We start from the raw sequence: 23176 nt of genomic DNA on the forward strand, positions 1-23176 counted from the left end.
GCTTGGCACGCGAGCGGCCTACAGCCCCTGCCACTCCGGCTTGTTGGCGTATGTGTGCCGGAAGTAGTCCGCGAGCTTCAGCTTCGACGCGGCCGCCTCGTCGACCACCACCGTCGCGTGCGGGTGCAGTTGCAGCGCGGAGGCCGGCACCACGGAGGCGACCGGGCCCTCGACGGTCGCGGCGACCGCGTCCGCCTTGCCCTCACCGGTGGCGAGCAGCACGAGGTGCCGCGCCTCCAGGATCGTCCCGATGCCCTGCGTGATCACATGCCGCGGCACCTGGCTCAGGTCCCCGTCGAAGAACCGCGCGTTGTCCGCGATGGTCTGCTCGGTCAGCGTCTTGATCCGGGTCCGCGAGGCGATCGAGGAGCACGGCTCGTTGAAGCCGATGTGCCCGTCCGTGCCGATCCCGAGGAGCTGCAGATCCACGCCCCCGGCCTCGACGAGCGCGTTGTCGTACGCCTCGCAGGCGGCCTGCACGTCGGCGGCGCTGCCGTCGGGCCCCATGAACGCCGCCTCGCTCAGCCCGAGCGGCTCGACGACCTGTCGCAGCACCGTCGCCCGGTACGACTCGGGGTGCCCGGTCGGCAGCCCCACGTACTCGTCGAGCTGGGCGATCCGCGCCTTCGACGCGTCGACCGCGCCGGCGCTCACCTGGGCCGCCAGGGCCTCGTAGATGGGCAGCGGGGTCGAGCCGGTGGCCACACCGAGCAGCGCGTCGGGCTTGCGCCGCAGCAGCTGGGCCATGGCCTCGGCGATCAGCTCGCCACCTGCCTTGGCGTCCGGAACGATCACAACTTCCACGCTGGGCCTGCCGTTCTGGTCAGAGGAGACGGGATGACATGTGGTATAGACCAATCTAACAGAGCGCGACCCCGCCGGTCAGGCCCTTCACCACACCTCTTCGTCCATGCTCGGCGCTGCGCCGGGGCCCGGCACCTCGAAGCCGCCCGGTGGGCGGCGCGGGCGCGGTGCGGCCACAGTGGAAGGTGCCCGGGGCCCCTCGACGGCGGCCCGGCCCCCGTCGCCCCACCGGAGGTGCCCGTATGACCGCCACTCCGTCCGTCCCGGAGCGCCCCGGCCGGATCATGACGCGGGAGATGCACGAGCAGCCCGACGTGCTGCGGCGCCTACTCGCCACCGGCGCCCCGCGCATCCGGGAGGTGGCCCGCCGGGTCGCCGACCGCGCCCCCCGCTTCGTCCTGCTCACCGCCCGCGGCACCTCCGACAACGCCGCGCTCTACGCCAAGTACCTGCTCGAAATCCGCCTGGGCCTGCCCTGCGGTCTGGCCTCGATGTCCACCACGACGGCCTACGGCGCCCGCCCCGATCTGCGCGACGTCCTGGTGATCACGGTCAGCCAGTCCGGCGGCTCGCCCGACCTGGTCGCCTCGACCAAGGCCGCCCGCGAGGTAGGCGCGATCACCCTCGCCGTGACCAACAACCCGGACTCCCCGCTGGCCGCCGTCTCCGAGCACCACATCGACATCATGGCCGGGCCGGAGAAGGCTCTGCCCGCGACGAAGACGTACACCGCCTCGCTGCTCGCCCTGTACCTCTTCGTGGAGGGGCTGCGGGACGGCGACGGGGCCGCCGCCGCCGTGCTGCCCGACCATGCCGACCGGATCCTGGCCCGCCAGGACGAGGTCCGCACCCTCGCCGCCCGCTACCGCTTCGCCGGGCGCATGGTGATCACCTCCCGCGGCTACGGCTATCCGACGGCCAAGGAAGCGGCCCTCAAGCTGATGGAGACCAGCTACATCCCCGCCCTCGCGTACTCCGGCGCCGATCTGCTGCACGGCCCGCTCGCCATGGTCGACAACATCTCCCCGGTGATCGCCGTGGTCACCGACGGCCGCGGCGGGGACGCCCTCCAGCCCGTCCTCGACCGGCTGCGCGGGCGCGGCGCCGATCTGATGGTGGTCGGCCCCGAGGCCCAGGTGGCCGGCGCCAGCGCCGGCTTCGTGCTGCCGACCGCCGGGGTGGCGGAGGAGGTGCAACCGGTGCTCGAGATCCTCCCGCTCCAGCTGCTCGTCTACGAGGTGACCATCGCCCGTGGCCAGGACCCCGACGCCCCGCGCGCGCTGGCGAAGGTGACGGAGACCAGGTGAACCGAATCCGCCCGGCACTCGTGAGGAAGGTCGTACGTTGAGCAAGTGCGGATGCGGAGAACAAACCTCTGCCGACGCATGGACATGGAGAATGGTCTAGTCCACAATGCGTAACTGTGGCTTCCGCCCTCCCCGCACAGGAGGACGGACAGAGGACCCGACGCTCTCTGCCCTGACCGCGTCGGATCCTCGATCGGCAGCCGGGACCGCACACCTGGAAGCCGGTGCACCTGAAGGGCTGCGGTGCTAGGGGAAGGGCTGAGGGTCCCGACCCCCGGCGCCGCGGCCCGTCGGTCTTTTCGGACCCCCGTGCCCCGCCGGTTAAGCTCGGCTCGTGCCCTCCATGAACGATCTCGTCCGCCAGCACACCGCCCTCGGTGACTCCGATCTCGAGTGGCTCCATCTGCTGGTCTCGGAGTGGCAGTTGCTCTCCGACCTCTCCTTCGCCGACCTCGTCCTGTGGGTCCCCACCCATGACGGCACGCGATACGTGTCCGTGGCCCAGATGCGGCCCAACACCGGTCCGACGTCCTACCAGGACGACATGGTCGGCCACCTCGTCCCGCGCGGCCGCCGCCCCATGCTGGACGTCGCGCTCGACGAGGGCCGCATCGTGCGCGAGGGCGACCCCGAGTGGCGCGAGGAGGTCCCGGTGCGGGTGGAGTCCATCCCCGTACGCAGGGAGGGCCGGATCCTCGGCGTCATCGCGCGCAACACCAACCTGCTCACCGTCCGTACGCCCTCGCGCCTGGAGCTGACCTATTTGCAGTCGGCCTCCGACCTCGCGCAGATGATCGCGGCCGGCACCTTCCCGTTCCCGGACCAGCAGGTCGACATGGACGCCTCCCCGCGCGCGGGCGACGGCCTGATCCGGCTCGACGCGGACGGCGTGGTCCAGTACGCCTCGCCCAACGCCCTGTCCGCGTACCACCGGTTGGGCTTCCAGGCCGATCTGGTCGGCCACCACCTCGGCACGACGACCGCCGAACTCGCCCCGTCCCGCGGCCCGGTGGACGAGGCGCTCGCCAAGGTGGCCAGCGGCTGGGCGCCGCGCGAGTTCGAGATCGAGGGCGAGGAGGGCTCGATCCAGCTGCGCGCGATCCCGCTCAAGCCCAAGGGGCCGCGCATCGGTTCGCTGGTCCTGCTGCGCGACGTCACCGAACTGCGTCGCCGCGAACGCGAGTTGATCACCAAGGACGCGACCATCCGGGAGATCCACCACCGGGTGAAGAACAATCTCCAGACGGTCGCCGCGCTGCTCCGCCTCCAGGCCCGCCGCATCGGCTCCGACCGGGGACGCGAGGCGCTGGAGGAGGCGGTCCGCCGGGTCGGTTCCATCGCGATCGTGCACGAGACGCTCTCCCAGAACCTGGACGAGCGCGTGGAGTTCGACGAGATCGCCGACCGGGTGCTCGCCATGGTGGCGGAGATCTCACCGGGTCAGGTGGTGGGCCGGCGCACCGGTCACTTCGGCATCCTCGACGCCGAGGTGGCGACCCCGCTGTCCATGGTCCTCACCGAAGTGCTGCAGAACGCGCTTGAGCACGGCTTCCGGCAGGGCGACACCGGCACCGTGGAGGTCTCGGCCGTGCGCGGCGGCACCAGCAAGGAGGCCCGACTCCTGGTCACCGTCCAGGACGACGGCGTTGGTCTGCCGGAGAACTTCGACCCGAAGCGCGCCGGGAACCTGGGCCTGCAGATCGTACGCACGCTGGTGGAGGGCGAGCTCGGCGGAACGTTCGACATGGTGCCCGCACCGGAGCGCGGCACGCAGGTCATCCTCGACATCCCCGTACGCAGCAGCAAATAGCTCTGCGGGGCACGCACTTCGGTGCCCGAACAGCAGTGAGCCCCGGACCGCTGAACGGTCCGGGGCTCACTGTTCGTCTCCTAGCCCGGGCTGTGTCCCGGGCTGAGCCTGGGGAGCATCGGGGGTACTGCGCGCTGCGGCTCGGGGGCGGGAGATGCGTACTCGATGTACGCGCCGCCGGGCTCAGGCTCGAACGGGGTGGGGATCAGGCGGAGGCCTGACGGGCCCGGTTGCGAGCGGCGCGGCGCTTCATCGCGCGGCGCTCGTCCTCGCTGAGGCCACCCCAGACGCCGGAGTCCTGGCCGGACTCGAGCGCCCACTGCAGGCACTGCTCCATGACGGGGCAGCGGCGGCAGACGGCCTTGGCTTCCTCGATCTGCAGCAGCGCAGGACCGGTGTTGCCGATGGGGAAGAAGAGCTCGGGGTCTTCCTCGCGGCAAACGGCGTTGTGACGCCAGTCCATGGCTGCTACCTCTCCTTGGTATGACTGTGCAAGTTGCTTGTGAATGTGAACGCTTTCACGAATCCCTCAACAAATGAACCGGACGAACGTCACATCTGCGACGGATGTCCGTTGCTTTGAGGAGGGGATTCGGGCTCTCTGTGGGGCCGATGTTTCGGGCCGTCCCGAGCGCCATGTAGAGATTCGCAAACCTCGGCGGCGGATACAACCCCTTCCGGAAAGTTTTTTTTGATTCCTCGGTGTCGGCTAGGTCACAGCCGTACTTCTATGGGGTGGATGCCAGCCCAAACGTTCGAGATGAAGGACTTTAGTCCCTTCCACTCACACAATCACACGCAGTGCACGGCGTACGCCTGTGAACGTCACGCTGGTCCGCAGTCCCAGGTGGTCACCGTCCATCTGAAGGGGCAGGGGCGCCTTCGAATGCAAGGTGAAGTCCGTCAGGTCGTGGAGCGTGACCGCGTTCTTTCCGTGCGGTCCGCGTTCGGGCGTCGAAGCCAGCAGCTGGGTGCCGTAGCGGGCCACCGCGGGAGTGGAGAGTTTCTTGAGTCCCAGCACGTCAAGGCCGGTGTCGAAGGACGCCTGGGGTGTCGGATACAGCGGCCGGTTGCCCAGGAAGGACCACGGCGAGGTGTTGCTGACTATGGAGACCACGAGATCGGTGACCGGATCCTCACCCGGCCGTTCGAGCGTGATCGTGCCGTGCCGGCGGTCGGCCTCGCCGAGGAACTGGCGCACCACCTGTCGCACGTACAGGGCATGCGTCGAACGCTTGCCGCGCTCGCGCTGCTGCTCGACCCGGCCGACCACGCCCGCGTCGAAGCCGAGGCCCGAGGCGAAGGTGAACCAGCGGGACGGCACGCCCTCGTCCTCCGTGCCCGCGGTGCCCGAGGCGAGGCCGAGGCCCACCGTGCGCCGGCGGCCCTCGCGCAGGGCGTCCAGGAGCTGTCCCGTGGCCTCCACGGGGTGGTTCGGCAGGCCGAGGGCGCGCGCGAAGACGTTCGTGGAGCCGCCCGGGACGACCGCGAGGCCGGGCAGCCTGTCGAGGTCGGGGCCGTGGTGCAGCAGGCCGTTCACGACCTCGTTGACCGTGCCGTCGCCACCGAGGGCGACGACCAGCTCGATGTCCTTGCTCTCCGCGGCCTGCCGGCCGAGGTCGCGCGCGTGGCCCCGGTACTCGGTGGTCACGGCCTCGAGCTTCATCTCGCTCGCCAACGCGTGGATCAGGACATCACGCGTGCGCGCGCTGGTGGTGGTTGCCGCCGGATTGACCACGAGGAGTGCACGCATGCAAGGCAGCGTACCCAGCGCCCTTGATCGGGCCCAGACCGAGGTGGGCGTCGGGCAGGGGTTCGCGCGGTTTCCGCGTGGGGTCCGGGCTTCGGGGCGGCTTCGGCGGGCGGCTACGCTGCAAAGGTGACCTCAGAGCAGAACCCCGCCCCCGAACCCGTCGAAGACGACGCCCCGCGTCCCGGCCGGCTGACCGCCGCCGCGGCCCTCGCCGGGCTCGAAGGACTCGCGCTCGTCGTGGGCGGCGCCTACATGCTCGTCGCGGGCCTCGCCGGGCACCCCGACAACCCGGAGCAGGCCGTCACCGGCGGTGTCACGCTCATCGTGCTCGCGCTGCTGCCGCTGTTCGCCGCTCGCGGACTGCTCGCCCGCAAGAGCTGGAGCCGCGGCCCCGCGATCATCACGCAGATCATGGCGCTGCCCGTCGCCTACACGCTGTTGCAGGCCGACAGCATGGCCATCGGGGCCGGCATCGCGCTCGCCGCCGTGTCGATCGGCGCGCTGGTGCTGCTCGTCAACCGGGAGACCACGCGCGCCCTGGGCATCCGTACGCCGGGGTCCTCCCAGTAGGGCGCGACCCAACAGTGCGATGAGAAGGCGCCCGGAGCGGATTCCGCTCCGGGCGCCTTCTCATCGCATGCATGTGCGTGGCTCACTCCTCGACGAGGAGCCTGTCCCGGAGCTGGGCCAGCGTGCGGGCCAGCAGCCGGGAGACGTGCATCTGAGAGATGCCGACCTCCTGGGCGATCTGCGACTGCGTCATGTTCCCGAAGAAGCGAAGGAGCAGGATCCGCTTCTCGCGCGGCGGCAGGTCCTCCAGGAGCGGCTTGAGCGACTCGCGGTACTCGACGCCCTCCAGCGCCTCGTCCTCGGCGCCCAGCGTGTCCGCGACCGCCGGGGACTCGTCGTCCGTGTCCGGGACGTCCAGGGACAGCGTGGAGTACGCGTTGGCCGACTCCAGGCCCTCCAGGACCTCCTCCTCGGAGATGGCCAGCTTCTCGGCCAGTTCGTGGACCGTGGGGGAGCGGCCGTGCAGCTGGGACAGCTCCGCGGTCGCCGTCGTCAGGGCCAGGCGCAGCTCCTGGAGGCGGCGGGGCACGCGCACGGCCCAGCCCTTGTCGCGGAAGTGCCGCTTGATCTCGCCGACGACCGTCGGCGTCGCGTACGTGGAGAACTCCACGCCGCGCTCGGGGTCGAAACGGTCGACCGATTTGATCAGCCCGATCGTCGCGACCTGGGTGAGGTCGTCCAGGGGCTCGCCGCGATTGCGGAAGCGGCGGGCCAGGTGCTCGACCAGCGGCAGATGCATGCGCACGAGCTGATTGCGCAGCTCGGCGTACTCCGGGCTGTCGGCCTTCATGGTGCGCAGCTCGATGAACATCGCCCGCGCACCGCTGCGGTCCCGTGGATCGTGTCGGTCGTGCTGCTCACCGTGTCGCTCGTGGTCGCTCATCAATCCCGCCCGTCGCGCGTCCGATCCCCCTGAGCCCCCGCGAAGTACGGCCCCCGGGGGCGGCGCTGCCTGCTGTGCCGCGTCGGTCGCCGGGTCCGCCGTGTCCGCAGCGTCCTCTGGGTGTGGCCGGGCCTGCTGCTCGGGGAGGCCGGTGGTCGGCCGCTGCATCCCGCCTGTGCCGTCGGCCGGGAGATCCCGTGTGCCGCGCTTGTCTTCCCGCACCGGACCGTCCCCGTTCCTCACGTCGGGCCGGGGCCCGCGCCGCGCTTCTTGTAGAGGCTGATGGAGACGGTCTTGTCCTCGGCCACCGTGGAGTCGACCTGGCCCGCGAGGGCCGACAGAACCGTCCACGCGAACGTGTCGCGCTCCGGGGCCCGGCCGTCGGTCGTCGGCGCGGAGACCGTCACCTCCAAGGAGTCGTCGACCAGCCGGAACACGCAGCTGAGGACGGAGCCCGCGACGGCCTGCTGAAGCAGGATCGCGCAGGCCTCGTCGACGGCGATGCGCAGGTCCTCGATCTCGTCGAGGGTGAAGTCCAAACGCGCTGCGAGGCCGGCCGTCGCCGTACGCAGCACCGACAGGTAGGCACCCGCAGCCGGGAGTCGGACTTCCACGAAGTCCTGATTTCCGGGGTCGCCTGCGATCTGGGACACCCTCACCTCCAAGGTGGTACAAGCACTTTCGGGCTCCGGAGGCGTCGTCCCCCGGGTGATGCGCCACTTATATCTGCGGTGACGCTACCGCGCGCCCGACTTTCCTGTCCCGGGGACCCCCGGCCCATTGCTGTCACTCATAGTAAGCCTACGGGTACGGACAGTGGCTAGAGGGTGTGCGGGCTCAATTGGAAAGAGCGGGCGCCGGTTTGAGTTACCCAGGCGTCAGTGCATCGAACCCCGCAGGGGCCGGGCATCCGCCGGGTCAGACGAGAATCGAGTCGACAAAGCACCAACGCCAGCTCTCACCAGGCTCGAAGGTGCGCATCACCGGATGGCCGGTCTCGGCGTGGTGAGCCGTCGCATGCTTGTACGGCGACGAGTCGCAGCACCCGACGTGACCGCAGACCAGACACAGCCGTAGTTGCACAGGGTGACTGCCGACGGCCAGGCACTCCAAGCAGGTCTCGCTCAGAGGCGCGGGCTCGGGGTGCGGCAGCGCGGCGACGTGCGAGCACTCGTTCATGATGGCCAGGTTACGACGGCGGGCGCGGAGCAGGGCGGTGGAAGGCGGGTCATGGACGTATTGCCTCTGGTGGGTCTGGTCGCCGCGAGCGCGGCCGTGGCGGGAGCGGCGCGCCGCACGCCCGTTCCCGCGCCGCTCCTCCTGGTCGCCGTCGGTCTGATCGCGTCCTACGTGCCGTGGGTCCCGCAGTACGTGCTCGACCCGCACATCGTGCTGCCGCTGATCCTGCCTCCGCTGCTGCACACCGCCGCCCTGGAGAGCTCGTACCTGGACCTGCGGGCGAACATCAGGCCCGTCGCGCTGCTCTCGGTGGGCTACGTCCTGTTCGCCACGATCGCGGTGGGCTGGCTGGCGTACGAGCTGATCCCGGACCTGCCGCTCACGGCCGCGCTCGTCCTCGGGGCGGTGATCGCGCCGCCGGACGCGGTGGCCGCCACGGCGATCGCGCGAAGGGTGGGGCTGCCCTCCAGGATCACCACGATCCTCCAGGGCGAGTCCCTCGTGAACGACGCGACCGCGATCACCGCCTACAAGGTGGCGCTCGCCGCGGCGGTGGGCGAGGGCGCGAGCTGGGCGGGCGGGATCGAGGAGTTCCTGGTGGCGGCCGTCGGCGGGGTCGGCGTGGGGCTGCTCCTGATGGTGCCGCTGCACTGGTTGCGCACGCACCTCAAGGAGGCGCTGCTGCAGAACACGCTCTCGCTGCTGATCCCCTTCGTCGCGTACGCGGTCGCGGAGCAGGTGGGTGCTTCCGGGGTGCTCGCCGTCGTCACGGTGGCGCTCTACCTCGGGCACCGCTCCTGGCAGGTCGATTTCGAGACACGGCTCCAGGAGACCGCGGTGTGGAAGGTCGTCGCGTTCATCCTGGAGTCGTCGGTCTTCGCGCTCATCGGGCTTCAGCTGCGCTTCGTCCTCGAAGGCCTCGGCGAGTACAGCGTGTGGCAGGCCGTCTGGTACGCGGTCGGGGTGTTCGTCTTCGTGGTCGTGATCCGCTTCGTGTGGTCGTATCCGGCCACCTATCTGCCGTGGTGCATGTCGTCCCGCATCCGCGTGCGGGAGAGCGACACGGACTGGAAGCGGCCGTTGGTCGTGAGCTGGGCCGGCATGCGGGGCGTGGTGTCGCTGGCCATCGCGTTCTCCATCCCGCTGGTCACGGAGGACGGGGAGCCGTTCCCCTCGCGCAACCTGGTGCTCTTCCTGACCTTCACGACGGTCATCGGGACGCTCGTCGTCCAGGGGCTCACCCTGCCGCCGCTCATCAAGTGGCTGAAGCTGCCGGGCCGGGACACGCAGGCCGAGACGCTCGCCGAGGCCCAGGCGCAGAACGCCGCCTCCGTGGCCGCGGAGGAGCGCGTGGAGGAGTTGATGCGGGACCAGCGCAACTGCCTGCCCTCGCCCCTCCAGGACCGGCTGCGCACCGTCCTGGAGCGGCGCCGCAACTCGGTGTGGGAGCGGCTCGGACAGGCCAACCCGGTGACCGGGGAGTCCGCCGACGACACGTACCGGCGGCTCGCGCGGGAGGCGATCGCGGCCGAGCGCGAGGTCTTCGTACGGATGCGGGACGAGCGGCGGATCGACGACGAGATGCTGCGGACGCTGCTGCGCAAGCTGGACCTGGAGGAGGCCGCCGCCTACCGGGAGGTCGACGGCTGAGCGCCCTCGAAGGGGGCGCCCGTGATCACCGCCGCGAGGGTCGTGCCGCGCGGGAACGCGCCCTCCTGAGCGAGGGCGACAAGTGCGTACAGCGCTTTGGCGACATACAGGTGTTCCACGGGGACGCCGTGGCGGTCCTCGAAGTCCTCGGCGAACGCGGCGAGTTCGGCGGGCACGCGCGCGTAGCCGCCGAAATGGAACCGGTCCTCCACGCGCCAGGAGCCCCGCGGGCCGCCGAACGCCGCCTCCTGGAGGGTGCGGACGTCGTCCCCCAGGAACCCGCCCTTGAGGACGGAGACGCCCACGGCGCGCTGGCCGGGGGCCAGTCCGGCGGCGAGCCCGGCGAGGGTGCCGCCCGTGCCGCAGGCGAGCGCGACGACGTCCGCCTCACCGCGCAGTTCCCGGCCGAGGTCCGCGCAGCCCTGGACGGCGAGGGCGTTGCTGCCGCCCTCGGGCACCACGTACGCGTCCGCGGCGCCGGCGGCGTCGAGGAGCCCGGCGAGCACGTCCGGCTCGCTCTTGCGCCGGTACGTCGATCTGTCGACGAAGTGGAGGCGCATCCCGTCGGCCGCGCAGCGCGACAGGGACGGGTTGAGCGGTCGGTCGGCCAGCTCCTGACCGCGGACGACGCCGATGGTGGGCAGGCCGAGCAGGCGGCCGGCCGCGGCCGTGGCCCGCAGATGGTTCGAGTACGCGCCACCGAAGGTGACGATGGCCCGGTCCCGGGCCGCCGCGGCGTCGAGGTTCCGGGCGAGCTTGCGCCACTTGTTGCCGATCAGATCCGGGTGGATCAGGTCGTCCCGCTTGAGCAGCAGCCGCACGCCGCGGTCCGCGAAGCGCTCGTCGTCGACCTCCACGAGGGGAGACGGGAGGCGGGGGCGCGGGCCGGGGCCGATGGGGCGGGACACCCGGCCATTGTCGGACATCCGGCCGCGTTCCCGCCCGCGCGGCGGCGGGCGGCTGCCTGAGCTACTTGAGCCGGTCCCCGATGCGCTTGCGCATCGACGCCATCGTGAAGCCCTTGGGGTCGATCTTTCCCGGCTGCCACTCCAGATGCCCGATGACCGAGCGCTCGGTCCAGCCGTGGTGGCGGCAGATCGCCGCGGCCGCCTTCTCGATGGCCTCCAACTGGGCGGCGGGCCACGGGTCGTCGCCATTGCCGAGGTTCTCGCACTCGAAGCCGTAGAAGCGACTGTTGCCGTCCGTGTTCGCCTCGTTGTCGTGCGGCAGACGCTTCTCCGCGATCACCGCGCGCAGCACGTCGTCGTCGCCCAGGCCCGCGTGGTTCGCCCGCCCGTAGCCGACCAGGTGGACGCGGCCGTCCTTCGTGATGACCCCGTGGCACAGGGGTCCCGGCAGGTTCGCGTGGCCGTCGCGGCAGATGCGCACGGTGGCGGCGCTGCCGGAGGTGGCCGTGTGGTGGATCATCACCCCGTTCAACGGTCCCCAGGCACCGATGTGATTGCGGTTGTGATGCTTCCAGTCACCGACCTCGACCACCGTCAGACCCTCGTCCTTGAGGGCCTTGATGAAGCTGCTTGCGGACATGGGTGGGGCCACGGCCGCCTCCTTCGCGGGAGCGACGGCCGCCGACTGCGTACCGCCTCGTACGTTTTGCTTTTACCCGGAACTGCCGTTCAGGGACCTACTGTTCGCATAACGTGCACAACGTTCGCGGCGTCGGCGGCCAGGTCGCTCAGCCGCGCAGGACCCCGTCCCCGTTCACCGCGATGTGCGACTCGAGGGCCTGCAGCGCCTGCTGCGTCGCCTCCGGGCTGCCGGTGCCCTTGCGCTCCGCGTAGTACGCCGCGCCCAGCCGCTTGAGCAGGTCGCCGCCCGCGCGCTGCGCCTGCACCTCGTCCAGCTTCTGCTTGCCCTGCGTCAGGCCGCGCTGCGCCTGCTCCTTGGCCCGGTCCATGAAGCCCGCCATCGTGATCACCCTTCTCGTCTTTACCGTTTCCTGACCAACGCGCGCCGGGATCTTCGAGTTCCGGCCGGCGTCACCGGATGGACCGGACGAGTGCGAAAAGTGCCCGCCCAATGCCCCGCCCGTCCGCCATCCATTCCCGCTCATTTGTGTAATGGCGCGACTCCTCTCCGTGCTGAAGGCTTGTCCGCGCAGGTCAGTTCATGATCGGGAGGGCATTGCACATGTCGGTAGGCGAAGAGGTCCGCGAGCAGACCCCCGGACCGCAGAAGAGTCTGGGTACGTCCGCGGCGCGGAACCTGGCCACGACCACCAAGTCCGCACCGCAGATGCAGGAGATCAGCTCCCGCTGGCTGCTGCGGACGCTGCCCTGGGTGGATGTGAAGGGCGGCACGTACCGGGTCAACCGACGGTTGAGCTACTCGGTGGGGGACGGACGCGTCACGTTCGTGAAGACGGGGGACGACGTCAGGGTGATCCCCGCCGAGCTGGGGGAGCTGCCCGCGCTGCGGGGATTCGAGGACGAGGACGTGCTCGGCGAGCTCGCCCGGCGCTGCACCCAGCGGGAGTTCGAGGCCGGCGACACGCTCGCCTCCTTCGGCAGCCGGGCCGACGAGGTGTTCCTGCTCGCGCACGGCCGCGTCGAGAAGGTCGGCACCGGGCCCTACGGGGACGACGCGGTGCTCGGCGTCCTCGCCGACGGCGCGTACTTCGGCGACCAGGCGCTGCTCGACGAGGAAGGCATCTGGGAGTACACGGCCCGAGCAGCCACCGCGTGCACCGTGCTCACGCTCCCGCGCGGCGACTTCGAGCAGGTCGCCGAGCGCACGGGGGCGCTGCGCGACCACCTCCAGGGGCTGCGCGCGCTGCCCGAACAGCGGTCCAACACCTACGGCGAGAAGGAGATCGACCTCTCCGCGGGGCACGTCGGGGAAGCGGTCCTGCCCGGCACGTTCGTCGACTACGAGGCCGCGCCGCGCGAGTACGAACTGAGCGTCGCCCAGACCGTGCTGCGGATCCATTCGCGCGTGGCCGACCTCTACAACCAGCCCATGAATCAGACGGAGCACCAGCTCCGGCTCACGGTCGAGGCGTTGAAGGAGCGCCAGGAGCACGAGCTCATCAACAACCGGGAGTTCGGCCTGCTCAACAACTGCGCGTACGAGCAGCGCCTCCAGCCGCACGACGGGGCGCCGAGCCCCGACGACCTGGACGAACTGCTCAGCAGGCGGCGCGGATCCAAGCTGTTCCTCGCGCACCCGAAGGCGATCGCCGCGTTCGGCCGCGAGCTCAACAAGCGGGGCCTGGTCCCCGAGAGCACCGACGTCGGCGGGACCCGCATCCCGACCTGGCGCGGGGTGCCGATCTACCCGTGCGACAAGATCCCGGTCACGGAGGCGCGGACCACGTCCATCATCTGCATGCGTACGGGAGAGGAGGACCAGGGCGTCATCGGGCTGCGCCAGTCCGGCATCCCGGACGAGATCGAGCCGAGCCTGTCCGTGCGGTTCATGGGCATCAGCGAGCAGGCGATCATCTCGTACCTGGTGTCGACGTACTACTCCGCGGCGGTCCTGGTGCCCGATGCGCTCGGGGTGCTGGAGAACGTCGAGGTCGGCAGGTGGCGGTGACGAGCCGCGCCCCGTTCGCCGTGTCCGCCTCCGACCGGGCGGGTACACCGAGGAGGTACGCGCCCACTCGCAGCGGAACCGCCACCGTCCGCACCCTGTCAGGGGTGAGTCCATGACACAGCCGGTCGTGAGAGAGCAGACGCGCGTGGCAGCAGAGGCGACCGATGCGGCCGCGGCGGAGGGGTTCGAGGCGCAGGAGGCGGCGGCGATCCTGGCGCAGGCCAGGGCCGCGGTCGACCCCGAACTGCGGCGGGCGGTCGAGGCCCTGCCGGACTCGATGCGCCGCGTCGCCCGCTACCACTTCGGCTGGGAGCACGCCGACGGCACGCCCGCCACGGGGAACGCGGGCAAGGCCGTACGGCCCGCCCTCGTGCTCGCGGCGGCGCGGGCCCTGGGCGGGCGGCCCGAGCGGGCGGTGCGGGCGGCGGCCGCCGTGGAGCTGACGCACAACTTCACGCTGCTGCACGACGACGTGATGGACCGGGACGCCACCCGCAGGCACCGGCCCACCGCGTGGGCGGTGTTCGGGGACGCCGACGCGATCCTCACGGGCGACGCGATACAGGCCCAGGCGCAGCGCATGCTCGCCGAGGAGGGGCATCCGGCGGCCTCGGCCGCGGCCGTCCGGCTCGCGGCCTGCGTGGTGGAGCTGTGCGAGGGCCAGGCGGTCGACGTCGCCCTGGAGGGACGGGACCCGGCGGACGTGTCGCTGACCGAGACGCTGGCGATGGCGGAGGCCAAGACCGGGGCGCTGCTCGGCTGCGCCTGCGCGGTGGGCGGTCTGTACGCGGGGGCCGGCGACGAGGAGGTCGAGGCGCTCGACGCGTTCGGGCGCTGCGCCGGTCTCGCGTTCCAGCTGATCGACGACGTGATCGGGATCTGGGGCGACCCGGCCCGCACCGGCAAACCGGCCTGTGCGGACCTGGCCGTACGCAAGAAGTCCCTGCCCGTGGTCGCCGCGCTGGCCTCCGGTGGTGTCGCGGCGGACGAACTGGCGGCGCTGTACGGGCCGCCCGGACCCAGGAAGGAAGGAGCGGCGGAGCTGGAGCGGATCGCGCTGGCCGTGGAGCGGGCCGGTGGCCGGGACTGGGCGCAGGCCCAGGCCGCGGACCACATGTCCCGCGCGGTGGACCGGCTGTCGCAGGCGGTCCCGGCGCCGGAGGCGGCGGACGGACTGCTGTCCCTCGCCGAGTTCGTCACGCGCCGCGGTTACTGACGCCCGCCGTCCGGGGGCGCCGCCGTCGTGTGCGGCGCCCCGGACGGGGCGGCGGGGCCCGGGAAGATCGCCTAGAGTGCCAACGGCCGTGCAGGACAAGCTGGTTGGGCGAGGGGCGGAACGGATGGGCGTGGGCATCAGGCGGGCGGGGGAGGCGGACCGCGATCTCGTGGTGCGGCTGCTCGACGAGGCGTTCATGGACGACCCGGTCAGCGGCTGGGTGTTCCCCGGTGAGCAGCGGCGCCGGGAGCGGCACGCCGGGCTCATGGGGGCGTTCACGGACGCGACGTTCGCGGACGGGTTCGTGGATCTCGCCGAGGACGGTTCGGCCGTCGCGCTGTGGGTCGACATGCCGGCCGATCCGCACGACGAGGGCGACGAGGACGTGCCCGCGCAGGTGCGGGCGGCCGTCGACCCCGACAACGTACGGGTGGAGCAGATCGCGCGGTGGACGGCGCAGGCGCATCCCGTGGGCCGGGCGCACGCCTACCTGTGGATGATCGGCGTCACGCCCGAGCGGCAGGGGCAGGGCCTGGGGACCGCGCTGATGATGCCGGTGCTGGAGCGCTGCGACCGCGCGGGGCTGCCCGCCTACCTGGAGGCCAGCAACCCGCGCAGCCGGGAGCTGTACGAGCGCCTCGGCTTCGTCTTCACCGGTACGGCGATCGAGCTGCCGGACGGGCCGACGATCTGGCCCATGTGGCGGGAGGCCGACGCCGGTTGACCCCGTCGCCACGGCGGCCGGTCAGGCGTCGGGGAAGCTCGCGAAGTACGTCGCGGCCATGTCCTCGTCCCCGTGCCCCTGCTCGGACGCGCGGCGGAAGCGGTCGCGGGCGGCCGCCACCGCGTCCACGCGGATGCCCGCGCGCTCGGCCGCGGCGAGCACCAGGCCCGCGTCCTTCGCCGCGTTGTCCACGGAGAAGCTGGGCGTGAGGTCGCCGCTGCGGATCGCCGCGGACTTGGTCTGGAAGTACGCGTTGTCCAGCGGGCCGCCGGTGATGGCGGCCACCAGGTCGTCCGCGTCCACGCCGAGCCCGCGGGCCAGCGCGAGGGCCTCGCCGACGCCTGTGGTCAGCGCGAGCACCCAGGAGTTGAGGGCGAGCTTGAGACGGCTCGCCGGGCCGGGGGCACCGTCGCCGACCCACAGCGTGCGGGAGCCGATGGCGTCGAAGAGCGGCTGGACCGTCCCGCGTGTGGTCTCCGCGCCCGCCGCGAGCACGGTCAACGTGCCCTGCTCGGCGGGCTGCCGGGTGCCGAGCACGGGCGCGTCGACGAGCAGGAGCCCGGCGCGGGCCGCGTACTCGGCGAGCTCGTCGATGCCCTCGCCGACGGTTCCGGACTGCACCCACACGGTGCCGGGCTTCGGCGTGGCCTCCCGGACGACGTCCAGGGTGCGCGGCCCGTCCGGCAGGACGGTCACGACGACATCGGCGTCCCGGACCGCGTCGGACGCGCTGTCCGCGACCGCCACGCCGTCGGCGGCCAGCGGCTCGGCCTTCGCACGGGTCCGGTTCCAGGCCCGCACGGTGAATCCGGCGCGGGCCAGATTGCGGGCCATCGGCGCGCCGATCGTGCCGGTGCCGAGGACGGCGACGGCGTGGTGGCCGGCGCCGGGGCCTGCGGCGGACGGGGCGGTACTGGTCATGAGCGAACTCCCTGGGTGCGGCGGTGTCCTCCGGGCGGTGCTTCCGCCTCAGACGCTAGCCCGGACCGAGGCCTCCATCGCGGTCACGAACGCTTCCCGCGTCGCGTCGTCCACCAGGTCGAGCGAGAGGTACGGGTTGAGGTCCTCCAGCTCCACGAGGAGCAGTTCGCCGTCCGGGGCGCGGCAGGCGTCGACGCGCTGGATGCCGTGCGGGAGCGTGTTCCACTCGACGAAGGAGCGGGCGAACTCCCGGTCCGCGGCGGTCGGTTCGTAGGGGCGCAGCTCCCAGCGGCGCGCCGGATCGGGCGCGTACAGGGCGTAGAGCAGCTGGTCGTCGACGAAGTAGAAGGAGACCTCGTACTGGAAGTCGATGCGCGGCTGCACCAGCAGGCCGTCCCCGTACGGGAGCCCGTCGAGCTCGGCCGGGGGGACGACGCGCAGGCCGATCGAGTCCGCGCCCAGCTTCGGCTTCGCGATGTACGTGTCCGTCCTCGGCAGCCGGTCCAGGTCCGCCGCCCGGTCGACCGTCGGGATGACCGGGTACCCGGCCGCGGTCAGGTCCAGGAGGTACTGCTTTCCGGCCATGTCGGCGCGCCCGGTCAGCGGGTTGTAGACGTTCGTGCCGCGCTCCAGGGCCCGCGCGCGGAACGCGTCGTACGCCTCCTGGTAGCCGAGCACCGGGCCGCTGTTGCGGACCACGACGACGTCGAAGCCGTCCATCAGCGCGGTCGCGTCCAGCGGATGGCACAGGGCGAGGTCGAACGCGGAGCGCAGCCGGGACGTGAGGTGGATGTCCTCGTCGCAGTAGCGGCGCCCCTGGGCGGGATACGCGAGATCGGTGACGTAGAGGACGCGGGGGCGCGAGGAGGACAAGAAGGGACTCCCGATGGTGCCAAAGAGTGATGCGGGCGAGCTTGGTGCGAGCGGTGACGACGAAGGGGCCCGGTCGGGCGGCAGTGCCGTCCGACCGGGCCCCTTCGGGTGTTCACGGACCCGCGGGGGTGCACCGCCCGCCGGTCGCCGGTGTGAACAGGGCCTGGGTCAGGCCTTCTTGGTCTCCCAGAAGATCTTGTCGATCTGGGCGATGTAGTCCAGCGCCTTCTGGCCCGTGGCCGGGTCCGACGAGCCCTTGGCGGCCGAGAGGGCCTTCAGGGTGTCGTTGACCAGCTGGTGCAGTTCCGGGTACTTCTCGAAGTGCGGGGGCTTGAAGTAGTCGCTCCACAGCACCGAGACGTGGTGCTTCGCGAGCTCGGCGCGCTGCTCCTTGATGCCGATGGCACGCGTCTGGAACTGCGGGTCGTCGTTGCCGGCCATCTTCTCCTGGACGGCCTTGACCGACTCGGCCTCGATGCGGGCCTGGGCCGGGTCGTACACGCCGCAGGGGAGGTCGCAGTGAGCGCTGGCCTTCACCTTGGGGGCGAACAGGCGGGAAAGCATGTAGCTGTTCCTTCCTCGTGATCGTCTTCTCGGGTGCGACATTACTCCGTGAGGAACGGCTTTTCTCGGGTGCCCCCGGCGGCTTAGGACAAAAGTCCGGGGTAGAACCGGGACTGGTGGAGGATGGGACGGTAAGGGCACCGGGCCGACGGGCCGGCGGGAGCAGCGGTGGGAACCGGGGAGGTTTTCTGATGCCCGAGGCGATCGAGGAGATGCGCGAGGCGAAGGTGCCGTATCAGATCATTGAGGTGGAAGGGCCCTCCATGGTCCCGACGCTGTACCCCGGTGACTGGATGCTGGTGCAGCACGGCGCGCGGGTGCGGGCGGGCGACGTGATCGTCCTGCGCCACCCCTTCCAGCAGGATCTGCTGGTGGTGAAGCGGATCGCGGAGCGGCGCGAGGGCGGCTGGTGGGTGCTCGGCGACAACCCGGGCGCCGGCGGCGACAGCACGGTGTACGGGGTGGTGCCGGACGAGCTGGTCCTTGCGAAGGTGCGCGGCAGACTGCGGCGCCGCAGGCCGTGGGCCGAGGGGGAGGGTCAGCGCTCGGTGACGGCGGTGCTGTCCTGGTTGTTCTCCGCCGTACGCCCCGTGCTGGGGGACCGGTCGGCCTCCAAGCGCTTGCGGGCGCGGTAGGCGGCGACGTTGGCGCGGGTCGCGCAGCGGTCGGAGCAGTAGCGCCGGGAGCGGTTGGTGGACGTGTCCAGGTAGGCGTTGCGGCAGGGCGTCGCCTCGCACAGGCCGAGGCGGTCGACGCCGTACTCGGTGAGGTGGAAGGCGAGGCCCATCGCGGCGATGGCGGCGTAGCCGGCCGTCGCGTTCGACGGGTGGTCGGACAGGTGCAGGTGCCACAGCGGGCTGCCGTCGTCGGCGCGGTGGTTGTGGCCGGAGATCTGCGGGCTCACCGGGAACTCCAGGAGCAGCGAGTTCAGCAGGTTCACCGCGAGTTCCTCGTCGCCCCCGTCGGCCGCCTCGAACACCGAGCGCAGCCGCCCTCGTACGCCCCTGAAGCGGGTCACGTCGGCGTCGGTCGCGCGGCGGGCCGCGTCCTTGCTGCGGCCGAAGAGTTCGCGCACCGCCTCCACCGACGTCAGGGAGTCCTTGCCACGCTCCGGCTCCTCGGTGTTGACGAGGCGCACGGCGTAGTCCGAGTAATAGGCCAGTTCCACTTGTAGTCCTTACCGGTGCGCTCTATCGTCGTGTCGAGCGAGGGTAATACTCGCTCGCGCCTTAAGGGTATTACGGGAGGGTTCATGTCCGAGACAGCTGCCACCACTCGTACCACCGACTGGCGGGCCTGGCAGGAGAGCTGGGACCGGCAGCAGGAGTACTTCATGCCGGACCGCGAGGAGCGGTTCCGCGTCATGCTCGACATGGTCGAGGCGTTTGTCGGGTCCGCGCCCCGGGTGCTCGATCTCGCGTGCGGGACCGGGAGCATCACGGACCGGCTGCTCACGCGGTTCCCCGAGGCCACCAGCGTGGGCGTCGACCTCGATCCGGCCCTGCTCGCCATCGCGCGGGGCACGTTCGAGGGGGACGAGCGGGCCACGTTCGTGACCGCCGACCTCAAGGACCCGCGGTGGACGAAGGCGCTGCCGCACGAGTCGTACGACGCCGTGCTCACCGCCACCGCCCTGCACTGGCTGCACTCCGGACCCCTCGCGACGCTCTACGGTCAGGTCGCCGGGCTCGTCCGCGACGGCGGCGTCTTCATGAACGCGGACCACATGATCGACCAGACGACGCCGCGGATCAACGCCGCGGAGCGGGCGCAGCGGCATGGGCGGATGGACTCCGCCAAGGCCGGTGGGGCGGTGGGCTGGGCCGAGTGGTGGCAGCTCGCGGCGGCGGATCCGGTGCTGGCCGGGCCCACGGCCGAGCGGTTCGAGATCTACGGGGACCATGCGGATGGGGACATGCCGTCGGTGGGCTGGCATGCGGAGGCGCTCCGCGCGGGTGGGTTCGGGGAGGCGCGGGCCGTGTGGGCGTCGCCGTCCGACTCGCTGGTACTGGCCGTGAAGTGACGGGATGGGTGAGCCCCCGCGGCGACGGCGGCGTGGTCGCGGGGCGCTGCCCCGGACCCCGCTGCTCAATCGCCGCAGGGGCTTGAGTTGTGCACAGTTGGGCTTGAAATGCCCAGCTGCCGCTCACGAAGCGGAGCGTTACAGCACCTTCGACAAGAACGACTGGGTGCGTTCCTGTTGGGGGTTGGTCAGGACCTCGCGGGGGTCGCCGGATTCGACCACCACGCCGTCGTCCATGAAGACGAGGCTGTCGCCGACCTCGCGGGCGAAGCCCATCTCGTGCGTGACGACGACCATCGTCATGCCGGACTCGGCGAGGTCGCGCATGACGTCGAGGACCTCGCCGACCAGCTCGGGGTCGAGCGCGGACGTCGGCTCGTCGAAGAGCATCAGCTTCGGTTCCATCGCGAGCGCCCGGGCGATCGCGACGCGCTGCTGCTGACCGCCGGAGAGCTGCGAGGGGTAGCTGCCGGACTTGTCGGAGAGGCCGACGCGGTCGAGCAGCTCCTGGGCCCGCGCCCGGGCCTCGGACCGCGACTGCTTCTTGACCTGGACCGGCGCCTCCATGACGTTCTCGAGCGCCGTCATGTGCGGGAACAGGTTGAAGCGCTGGAACACCATGCCGATGTCGCGGCGCTGCAGCGCGACCTCGCGGTCCCGCAGTTCGTAGAGCTTGTCGCCCTGCTGCCGGTAGCCGACCAGGTGCCCGTCGACGTAGAGCCGGCCGGCGTTGACCTTCTCCAGGTGGTTGATGCAGCGCAGGAACGTCGACTTCCCGGAGCCGGACGGGCCGATGAGGCAGAACACCTCGCCCTGCTTGACCTCCAGGTCGATGCCCTTGAGGACGTTCACGTGGCCGAAGGACTTGTGGACCTGCTCGGCCTTGACCATGGCGTGCTGTTCGTCGGTCATGCCGCGCCTCCGTTCGGACGGCCCAGGGAGAACAGGCTGCCGCGCACCTTCTGCCAGGGCGTGGCGGCCAGCTGACGGCTGGTGCCGCGGGCGTAGTGCCGCTCGATGTAGAACTGGCCGACGCTGAGGATCGAGGTCATGACCAGGTACCAGGCGGCGGCGAGGAAGTACATCTCGACCGGCGAGCCGGACTGCTGGCCGATGTCCTGGGCGGCCCTGAACAGATCGGGGAACTGCACGGCGGACACCAGGGAGGTCGTCTTCAGCATGTTGATGACCTCGTTGCCCGTGGGCGGCACGATCACGCGCATCGCCTGCGGGATGATCACCCGGCGCAGCGTCTTCGCGTGGCTCATGCCGAGCGCGTGCGAGGCCTCGGTCTGACCCTCGTCGACCGACTGCAGGCCGGCGCGGCAGATCTCCGCCATGTACGCGGCCTCGTTGAGACCGAAGCCGAGCAGCGCCGTCAGGAACGGCGTCATGAAGGACGACCAGTAGTCCTTGTAGATCGGCCCGAGGTTGATGTACTCGAAGACCAGGCCCAGGTTGAACCAGACGAACAGCTGGACCAGGACCGGGGTGCCGCGGAAGAACCAGATGTAGAACCAGGCGATGGAGCTGGTCACCGGGTTCTTCGACAGGCGCATGACGGCGAGCAGGATGCCGCCGACGATGCCGATCACCATCGACAGGACCGTCAGGAGCAGGGTCTTCCCGGCGCCCGTGATGATCCGGTCGTCGAAGAAGTAGTCCGGGATGGCGCCCCAGTTGATCTTGCCCTGCGCGAACGCGTAGACGATCAGGGCAAGGACGGCGACGGCGATCAGCGCCGAGAGATACCGGCCGTAGTGCCGCACCGGGATCGCCTTGATGGCTGCCGGTGCGGCCGCGGGCGGCGGGGTGTCCTCGGGGCCGCCGCCCGTCTTGTCTATGTCAACAGACACGGATGTTGCCTTTCACGACGTCGCGGACGTCCATGACGTGTGCCGCGCGGTCAATGACGTGGAACGTGCGGTCACTTGCCGCCGTTGAGGGTCGCCGACTTCACGGCACCCGCCTCGACGCCCCACTTCGCGATGACCTTGTCGTACTCGCCGTTCTTGATGATCGCGTCGAGCGCGGCCTTGATCGCGTCACGCAGCTGCTTCTGGTCCTTGGAGACCGCGATGCCGTACGGGGCGGCCTCGACCTGGTCGCCGACGATCTGGAAGTCCTTGCCGCCGCCCGAGGTCTTCACCGCGTACGCGGCGACCGGGAAGTCGGAGGAGCCGGCGTCCGCGCCGCCGGAGCGCAGGCGGGTCTGCGCCTGCTGATCGTCGTCGAAGGCCTGGATGCCGATCTTCTTGCCGCTCTTGCACTTCTTGGCCTGCGCCTTGGCGAGGTCGTGGGAGACCGTGCCGCGCTGCACCACGATCTTCTTGCCGCACAGGTCGTCCCAGGTCTTGATGCCCTGGGTCTTGCCCTTGGGCGTGTAGATCGAGACGCCGGCGTTGAAGTAGTCGACGAAGTCGACGCCCGCGCCGACCTTCTTGCCGGTGTCGGAGTCGATGCCGTTCTGCCGGTCCTTGGTGTCGGTCATGGCCGACATGGCGAGGTCGTAGCGGTTCGACTTGAGGCCGGTGACCAGCGTGTCGAAGGTGCCGTTCTGGAACTCGAACTTCACACCGAGCTGCTTGCCCATCGCCTTCGCGAGGTCGGGGTCGATGCCGATCGCCTTGCCGGACTTGTCCTTGAACTCGACGGGCGCGTAGGCGATGTCCGAACCGACCCGGATGACGCCCTTGTCGCGGATCTCCTTGGGGAGCTTGTCCGCGAGCGGTGCGGACTTCGAGCTGTCCTTGGTGCTGTCGGACTTGGTCTGGTCACCGCAGCCGGTCAGCAGCAGCGTGCCGGCGACCGCGATCGCGCCGACCGCGGCTATCCGGGACTTCGCGGACTTCGCGGTCGTGCGCTGGGTGGTGCTTGCGGTCATGGTTGGTTCCTCCGGCCGGGTGTGGGAGTTGCCGTGCTGGTCGCCTGGCACGCACCTTCGGGTGTCGCGACCTCGTGTGATGAGGCATCTTGCCATTCGGACTCGCCGATTCAGGAGGTCAGCCATGTCAAAATCGGATAACGGGTGACCGAAGAGTGCCAACGACCCCCGGTTTCAGCGTGCATGGGGGGTACAGCTTCTGCGGCGCTTCCGGCCCGCGGCTGGAGATCCTCCGGTGGACCGCCCGCTGTCTCACCATTCGGGCGGAATTCCCTCGTTTTGGGCGATCGACTTGCGGACTTGTCCAGATATTCGGCTATGAGTCATGTCACCGAGGCGTGATCGATCACGGGCGGGCTCGTCGCCGACACCGCCCGTCAGGTAAGAAGGTTCTTTACACCCCTCATCCGGGGCTCAGGGCGCGCGTGCGGCGCGCCCGTCGCGCAGGTGCCCACAG

At 70.7% G+C, this 23176-nt stretch carries 25 protein-coding genes; 9 read left to right on the forward strand and 16 right to left on the reverse strand.

The features are described 5' to 3' along the window. Window positions 1-18: 18 nt before the first annotated feature. Window positions 19-804 carry a glucosamine-6-phosphate deaminase gene (gene nagB / locus ACIA8D_RS13360; protein WP_399231607.1) on the reverse strand — a complete coding sequence of 262 codons (786 nt, stop codon included), beginning with the start codon at window positions 802-804 and terminating at the stop codon, window positions 19-21. Window positions 805-1046: 242 nt separating this feature from the next. Here nagB and ACIA8D_RS13365 point away from each other — a divergent pair, with 242 nt between their 5' ends. Next, on the forward strand, window positions 1047-2111 hold the full coding sequence (locus ACIA8D_RS13365; RefSeq protein WP_399231609.1) for an SIS domain-containing protein: 1065 nt from the start codon (window positions 1047-1049) through the stop codon (window positions 2109-2111). 343 nt (window positions 2112-2454) lie between these two features. Continuing rightward, a complete protein-coding gene (locus ACIA8D_RS13370; RefSeq protein WP_399231863.1) occupies window positions 2455-3921 on the forward strand; it encodes a sensor histidine kinase in 1467 nt (488 codons plus the stop codon). A gap of 205 nt (window positions 3922-4126) precedes the next feature. Here the strand turns inward: ACIA8D_RS13370 and ACIA8D_RS13375 are convergent, their stop codons facing one another. Together ACIA8D_RS13375 and ACIA8D_RS13380 are read right to left on the reverse strand one after the other, a co-directional pair. After that, a complete protein-coding gene (locus tag ACIA8D_RS13375) occupies window positions 4127-4384 on the reverse strand; it encodes a WhiB family transcriptional regulator (RefSeq protein ID WP_016639615.1) in 258 nt (85 codons plus the stop codon). A gap of 321 nt (window positions 4385-4705) precedes the next feature. Further along, window positions 4706-5674 carry a diacylglycerol/lipid kinase family protein gene (locus tag ACIA8D_RS13380; protein WP_399231612.1) on the reverse strand — a complete coding sequence of 323 codons (969 nt, stop codon included), beginning with the start codon at window positions 5672-5674 and terminating at the stop codon, window positions 4706-4708. 126 nt (window positions 5675-5800) lie between these two features. On the opposite strand from ACIA8D_RS13380, the gene ACIA8D_RS13385 reads away from it, so the two are divergent. Then, window positions 5801-6244 (forward strand): hypothetical protein, encoded by a 444-nt coding sequence (locus tag ACIA8D_RS13385; RefSeq protein WP_399231614.1) that lies wholly within the window; start codon window positions 5801-5803, stop codon window positions 6242-6244. An 82-nt stretch (window positions 6245-6326) separates the two neighbouring features. On the opposite strand, the gene ACIA8D_RS13390 is transcribed toward ACIA8D_RS13385, so the two are convergent. The 3 genes from ACIA8D_RS13390 to ACIA8D_RS13400 all read right to left on the reverse strand — a co-directional run bounded on the left by ACIA8D_RS13390 (window position 6327) and on the right by ACIA8D_RS13400 (window position 8306). Further along, complete coding sequence (locus ACIA8D_RS13390) at window positions 6327-7370, reverse strand: RNA polymerase sigma factor SigF (RefSeq protein ID WP_399231615.1); 1044 nt, start codon at window positions 7368-7370, stop codon at window positions 6327-6329. Continuing rightward, window positions 7367-7780, reverse strand: coding sequence for an anti-sigma regulatory factor (locus ACIA8D_RS13395; RefSeq protein WP_266713954.1), 414 nt, complete (start codon window positions 7778-7780; stop codon window positions 7367-7369). Before ACIA8D_RS13395 ends, ACIA8D_RS13390 begins: the two co-directional genes overlap by 4 nt. Window positions 7781-8045: 265 nt before the next feature. After that, complete coding sequence (locus ACIA8D_RS13400) at window positions 8046-8306, reverse strand: UBP-type zinc finger domain-containing protein (protein ID WP_327671561.1); 261 nt, start codon at window positions 8304-8306, stop codon at window positions 8046-8048. 51 nt (window positions 8307-8357) lie between these two features. Here ACIA8D_RS13400 and ACIA8D_RS13405 point away from each other — a divergent pair, with 51 nt between their 5' ends. Then, on the forward strand, window positions 8358-9956 hold the full coding sequence (locus ACIA8D_RS13405) for a Na+/H+ antiporter (RefSeq protein WP_399231617.1): 1599 nt from the start codon (window positions 8358-8360) through the stop codon (window positions 9954-9956). On the opposite strand, the gene ACIA8D_RS13410 is transcribed toward ACIA8D_RS13405, so the two are convergent. From ACIA8D_RS13410 to ACIA8D_RS13420, 3 genes are all read right to left on the reverse strand, one after another. Continuing rightward, window positions 9935-10882, reverse strand: coding sequence for a 1-aminocyclopropane-1-carboxylate deaminase/D-cysteine desulfhydrase (locus tag ACIA8D_RS13410; RefSeq protein WP_399231618.1), 948 nt, complete (start codon window positions 10880-10882; stop codon window positions 9935-9937). The two genes, ACIA8D_RS13405 and ACIA8D_RS13410, sit on opposite strands and share 22 nt — an antisense overlap. Window positions 10883-10925: 43 nt before the next feature. Beyond that, window positions 10926-11504, reverse strand: coding sequence for an N-acetylmuramoyl-L-alanine amidase (locus ACIA8D_RS13415; RefSeq protein ID WP_399231865.1), 579 nt, complete (start codon window positions 11502-11504; stop codon window positions 10926-10928). A gap of 148 nt (window positions 11505-11652) precedes the next feature. Then, window positions 11653-11886, reverse strand: coding sequence for a hypothetical protein (locus ACIA8D_RS13420; RefSeq protein WP_399231620.1), 234 nt, complete (start codon window positions 11884-11886; stop codon window positions 11653-11655). Between the two features lie 221 nt (window positions 11887-12107). On the opposite strand from ACIA8D_RS13420, the gene ACIA8D_RS13425 reads away from it, so the two are divergent. From ACIA8D_RS13425 to ACIA8D_RS13435, 3 genes are all read left to right on the forward strand, one after another. Beyond that, window positions 12108-13514 carry a family 2B encapsulin nanocompartment shell protein gene (locus ACIA8D_RS13425; protein WP_399231621.1) on the forward strand — a complete coding sequence of 469 codons (1407 nt, stop codon included), beginning with the start codon at window positions 12108-12110 and terminating at the stop codon, window positions 13512-13514. A 112-nt stretch (window positions 13515-13626) separates the two neighbouring features. Then, window positions 13627-14730 (forward strand): family 2 encapsulin nanocompartment cargo protein polyprenyl transferase, encoded by a 1104-nt coding sequence (locus tag ACIA8D_RS13430; RefSeq protein ID WP_399231623.1) that lies wholly within the window; start codon window positions 13627-13629, stop codon window positions 14728-14730. A 124-nt stretch (window positions 14731-14854) separates the two neighbouring features. Continuing rightward, window positions 14855-15454 (forward strand): GNAT family N-acetyltransferase, encoded by a 600-nt coding sequence (locus tag ACIA8D_RS13435; RefSeq protein ID WP_399231625.1) that lies wholly within the window; start codon window positions 14855-14857, stop codon window positions 15452-15454. A gap of 21 nt (window positions 15455-15475) precedes the next feature. Here ACIA8D_RS13435 and ACIA8D_RS13440 read toward each other — a convergent pair whose 3' ends face one another. The 3 genes from ACIA8D_RS13440 to sodN form a co-directional block, all read right to left on the reverse strand. Next, on the reverse strand, window positions 15476-16375 hold the full coding sequence (locus ACIA8D_RS13440; RefSeq protein ID WP_399231627.1) for an NAD(P)-dependent oxidoreductase: 900 nt from the start codon (window positions 16373-16375) through the stop codon (window positions 15476-15478). 48 nt (window positions 16376-16423) lie between these two features. Next, window positions 16424-17248: a hypothetical protein gene (locus ACIA8D_RS13445; RefSeq protein ID WP_399231629.1), complete on the reverse strand. Its 825-nt coding sequence runs from the start codon at window positions 17246-17248 to the stop codon at window positions 16424-16426. A gap of 168 nt (window positions 17249-17416) precedes the next feature. Continuing rightward, complete coding sequence (gene sodN, locus ACIA8D_RS13450) at window positions 17417-17812, reverse strand: superoxide dismutase, Ni (protein ID WP_306323441.1); 396 nt, start codon at window positions 17810-17812, stop codon at window positions 17417-17419. 191 nt (window positions 17813-18003) lie between these two features. Here sodN and sodX point away from each other — a divergent pair, with 191 nt between their 5' ends. Next, entirely contained in the window at window positions 18004-18447 is a 444-nt protein-coding gene (gene sodX / locus ACIA8D_RS13455) for a nickel-type superoxide dismutase maturation protease (RefSeq protein WP_399231631.1), read from the forward strand. On the opposite strand, the gene ACIA8D_RS13460 is transcribed toward sodX, so the two are convergent. After that, entirely contained in the window at window positions 18351-18980 is a 630-nt protein-coding gene (locus ACIA8D_RS13460; RefSeq protein ID WP_399231633.1) for a CGNR zinc finger domain-containing protein, read from the reverse strand. The genes sodX and ACIA8D_RS13460 overlap by 97 nt on opposite strands. An 84-nt stretch (window positions 18981-19064) precedes the next feature. Between ACIA8D_RS13460 and ACIA8D_RS13465 the strand changes: the two genes are divergently transcribed. Beyond that, entirely contained in the window at window positions 19065-19835 is a 771-nt protein-coding gene (locus ACIA8D_RS13465) for a class I SAM-dependent methyltransferase (RefSeq protein WP_399231635.1), read from the forward strand. 138 nt (window positions 19836-19973) lie between these two features. On the opposite strand, the gene ACIA8D_RS13470 is transcribed toward ACIA8D_RS13465, so the two are convergent. The 3 genes from ACIA8D_RS13470 to ACIA8D_RS13480 form a co-directional block, all read right to left on the reverse strand. After that, window positions 19974-20726: an amino acid ABC transporter ATP-binding protein gene (locus tag ACIA8D_RS13470; RefSeq protein ID WP_399231867.1), complete on the reverse strand. Its 753-nt coding sequence runs from the start codon at window positions 20724-20726 to the stop codon at window positions 19974-19976. A gap of 17 nt (window positions 20727-20743) precedes the next feature. Beyond that, window positions 20744-21691 (reverse strand): amino acid ABC transporter permease, encoded by a 948-nt coding sequence (locus tag ACIA8D_RS13475; protein ID WP_399231637.1) that lies wholly within the window; start codon window positions 21689-21691, stop codon window positions 20744-20746. Window positions 21692-21762: 71 nt separating this feature from the next. Next, a complete protein-coding gene (locus ACIA8D_RS13480) occupies window positions 21763-22719 on the reverse strand; it encodes an ABC transporter substrate-binding protein (protein ID WP_399231639.1) in 957 nt (318 codons plus the stop codon). Window positions 22720-23176: the final 457 nt, after the last annotated feature.

It is taken from the genome of Streptomyces sp. NPDC051684, from assembly GCF_044453445.1.
In the GTDB taxonomy this organism is placed as follows: Bacteria; Actinomycetota; Actinomycetes; order Streptomycetales; family Streptomycetaceae; genus Streptomyces.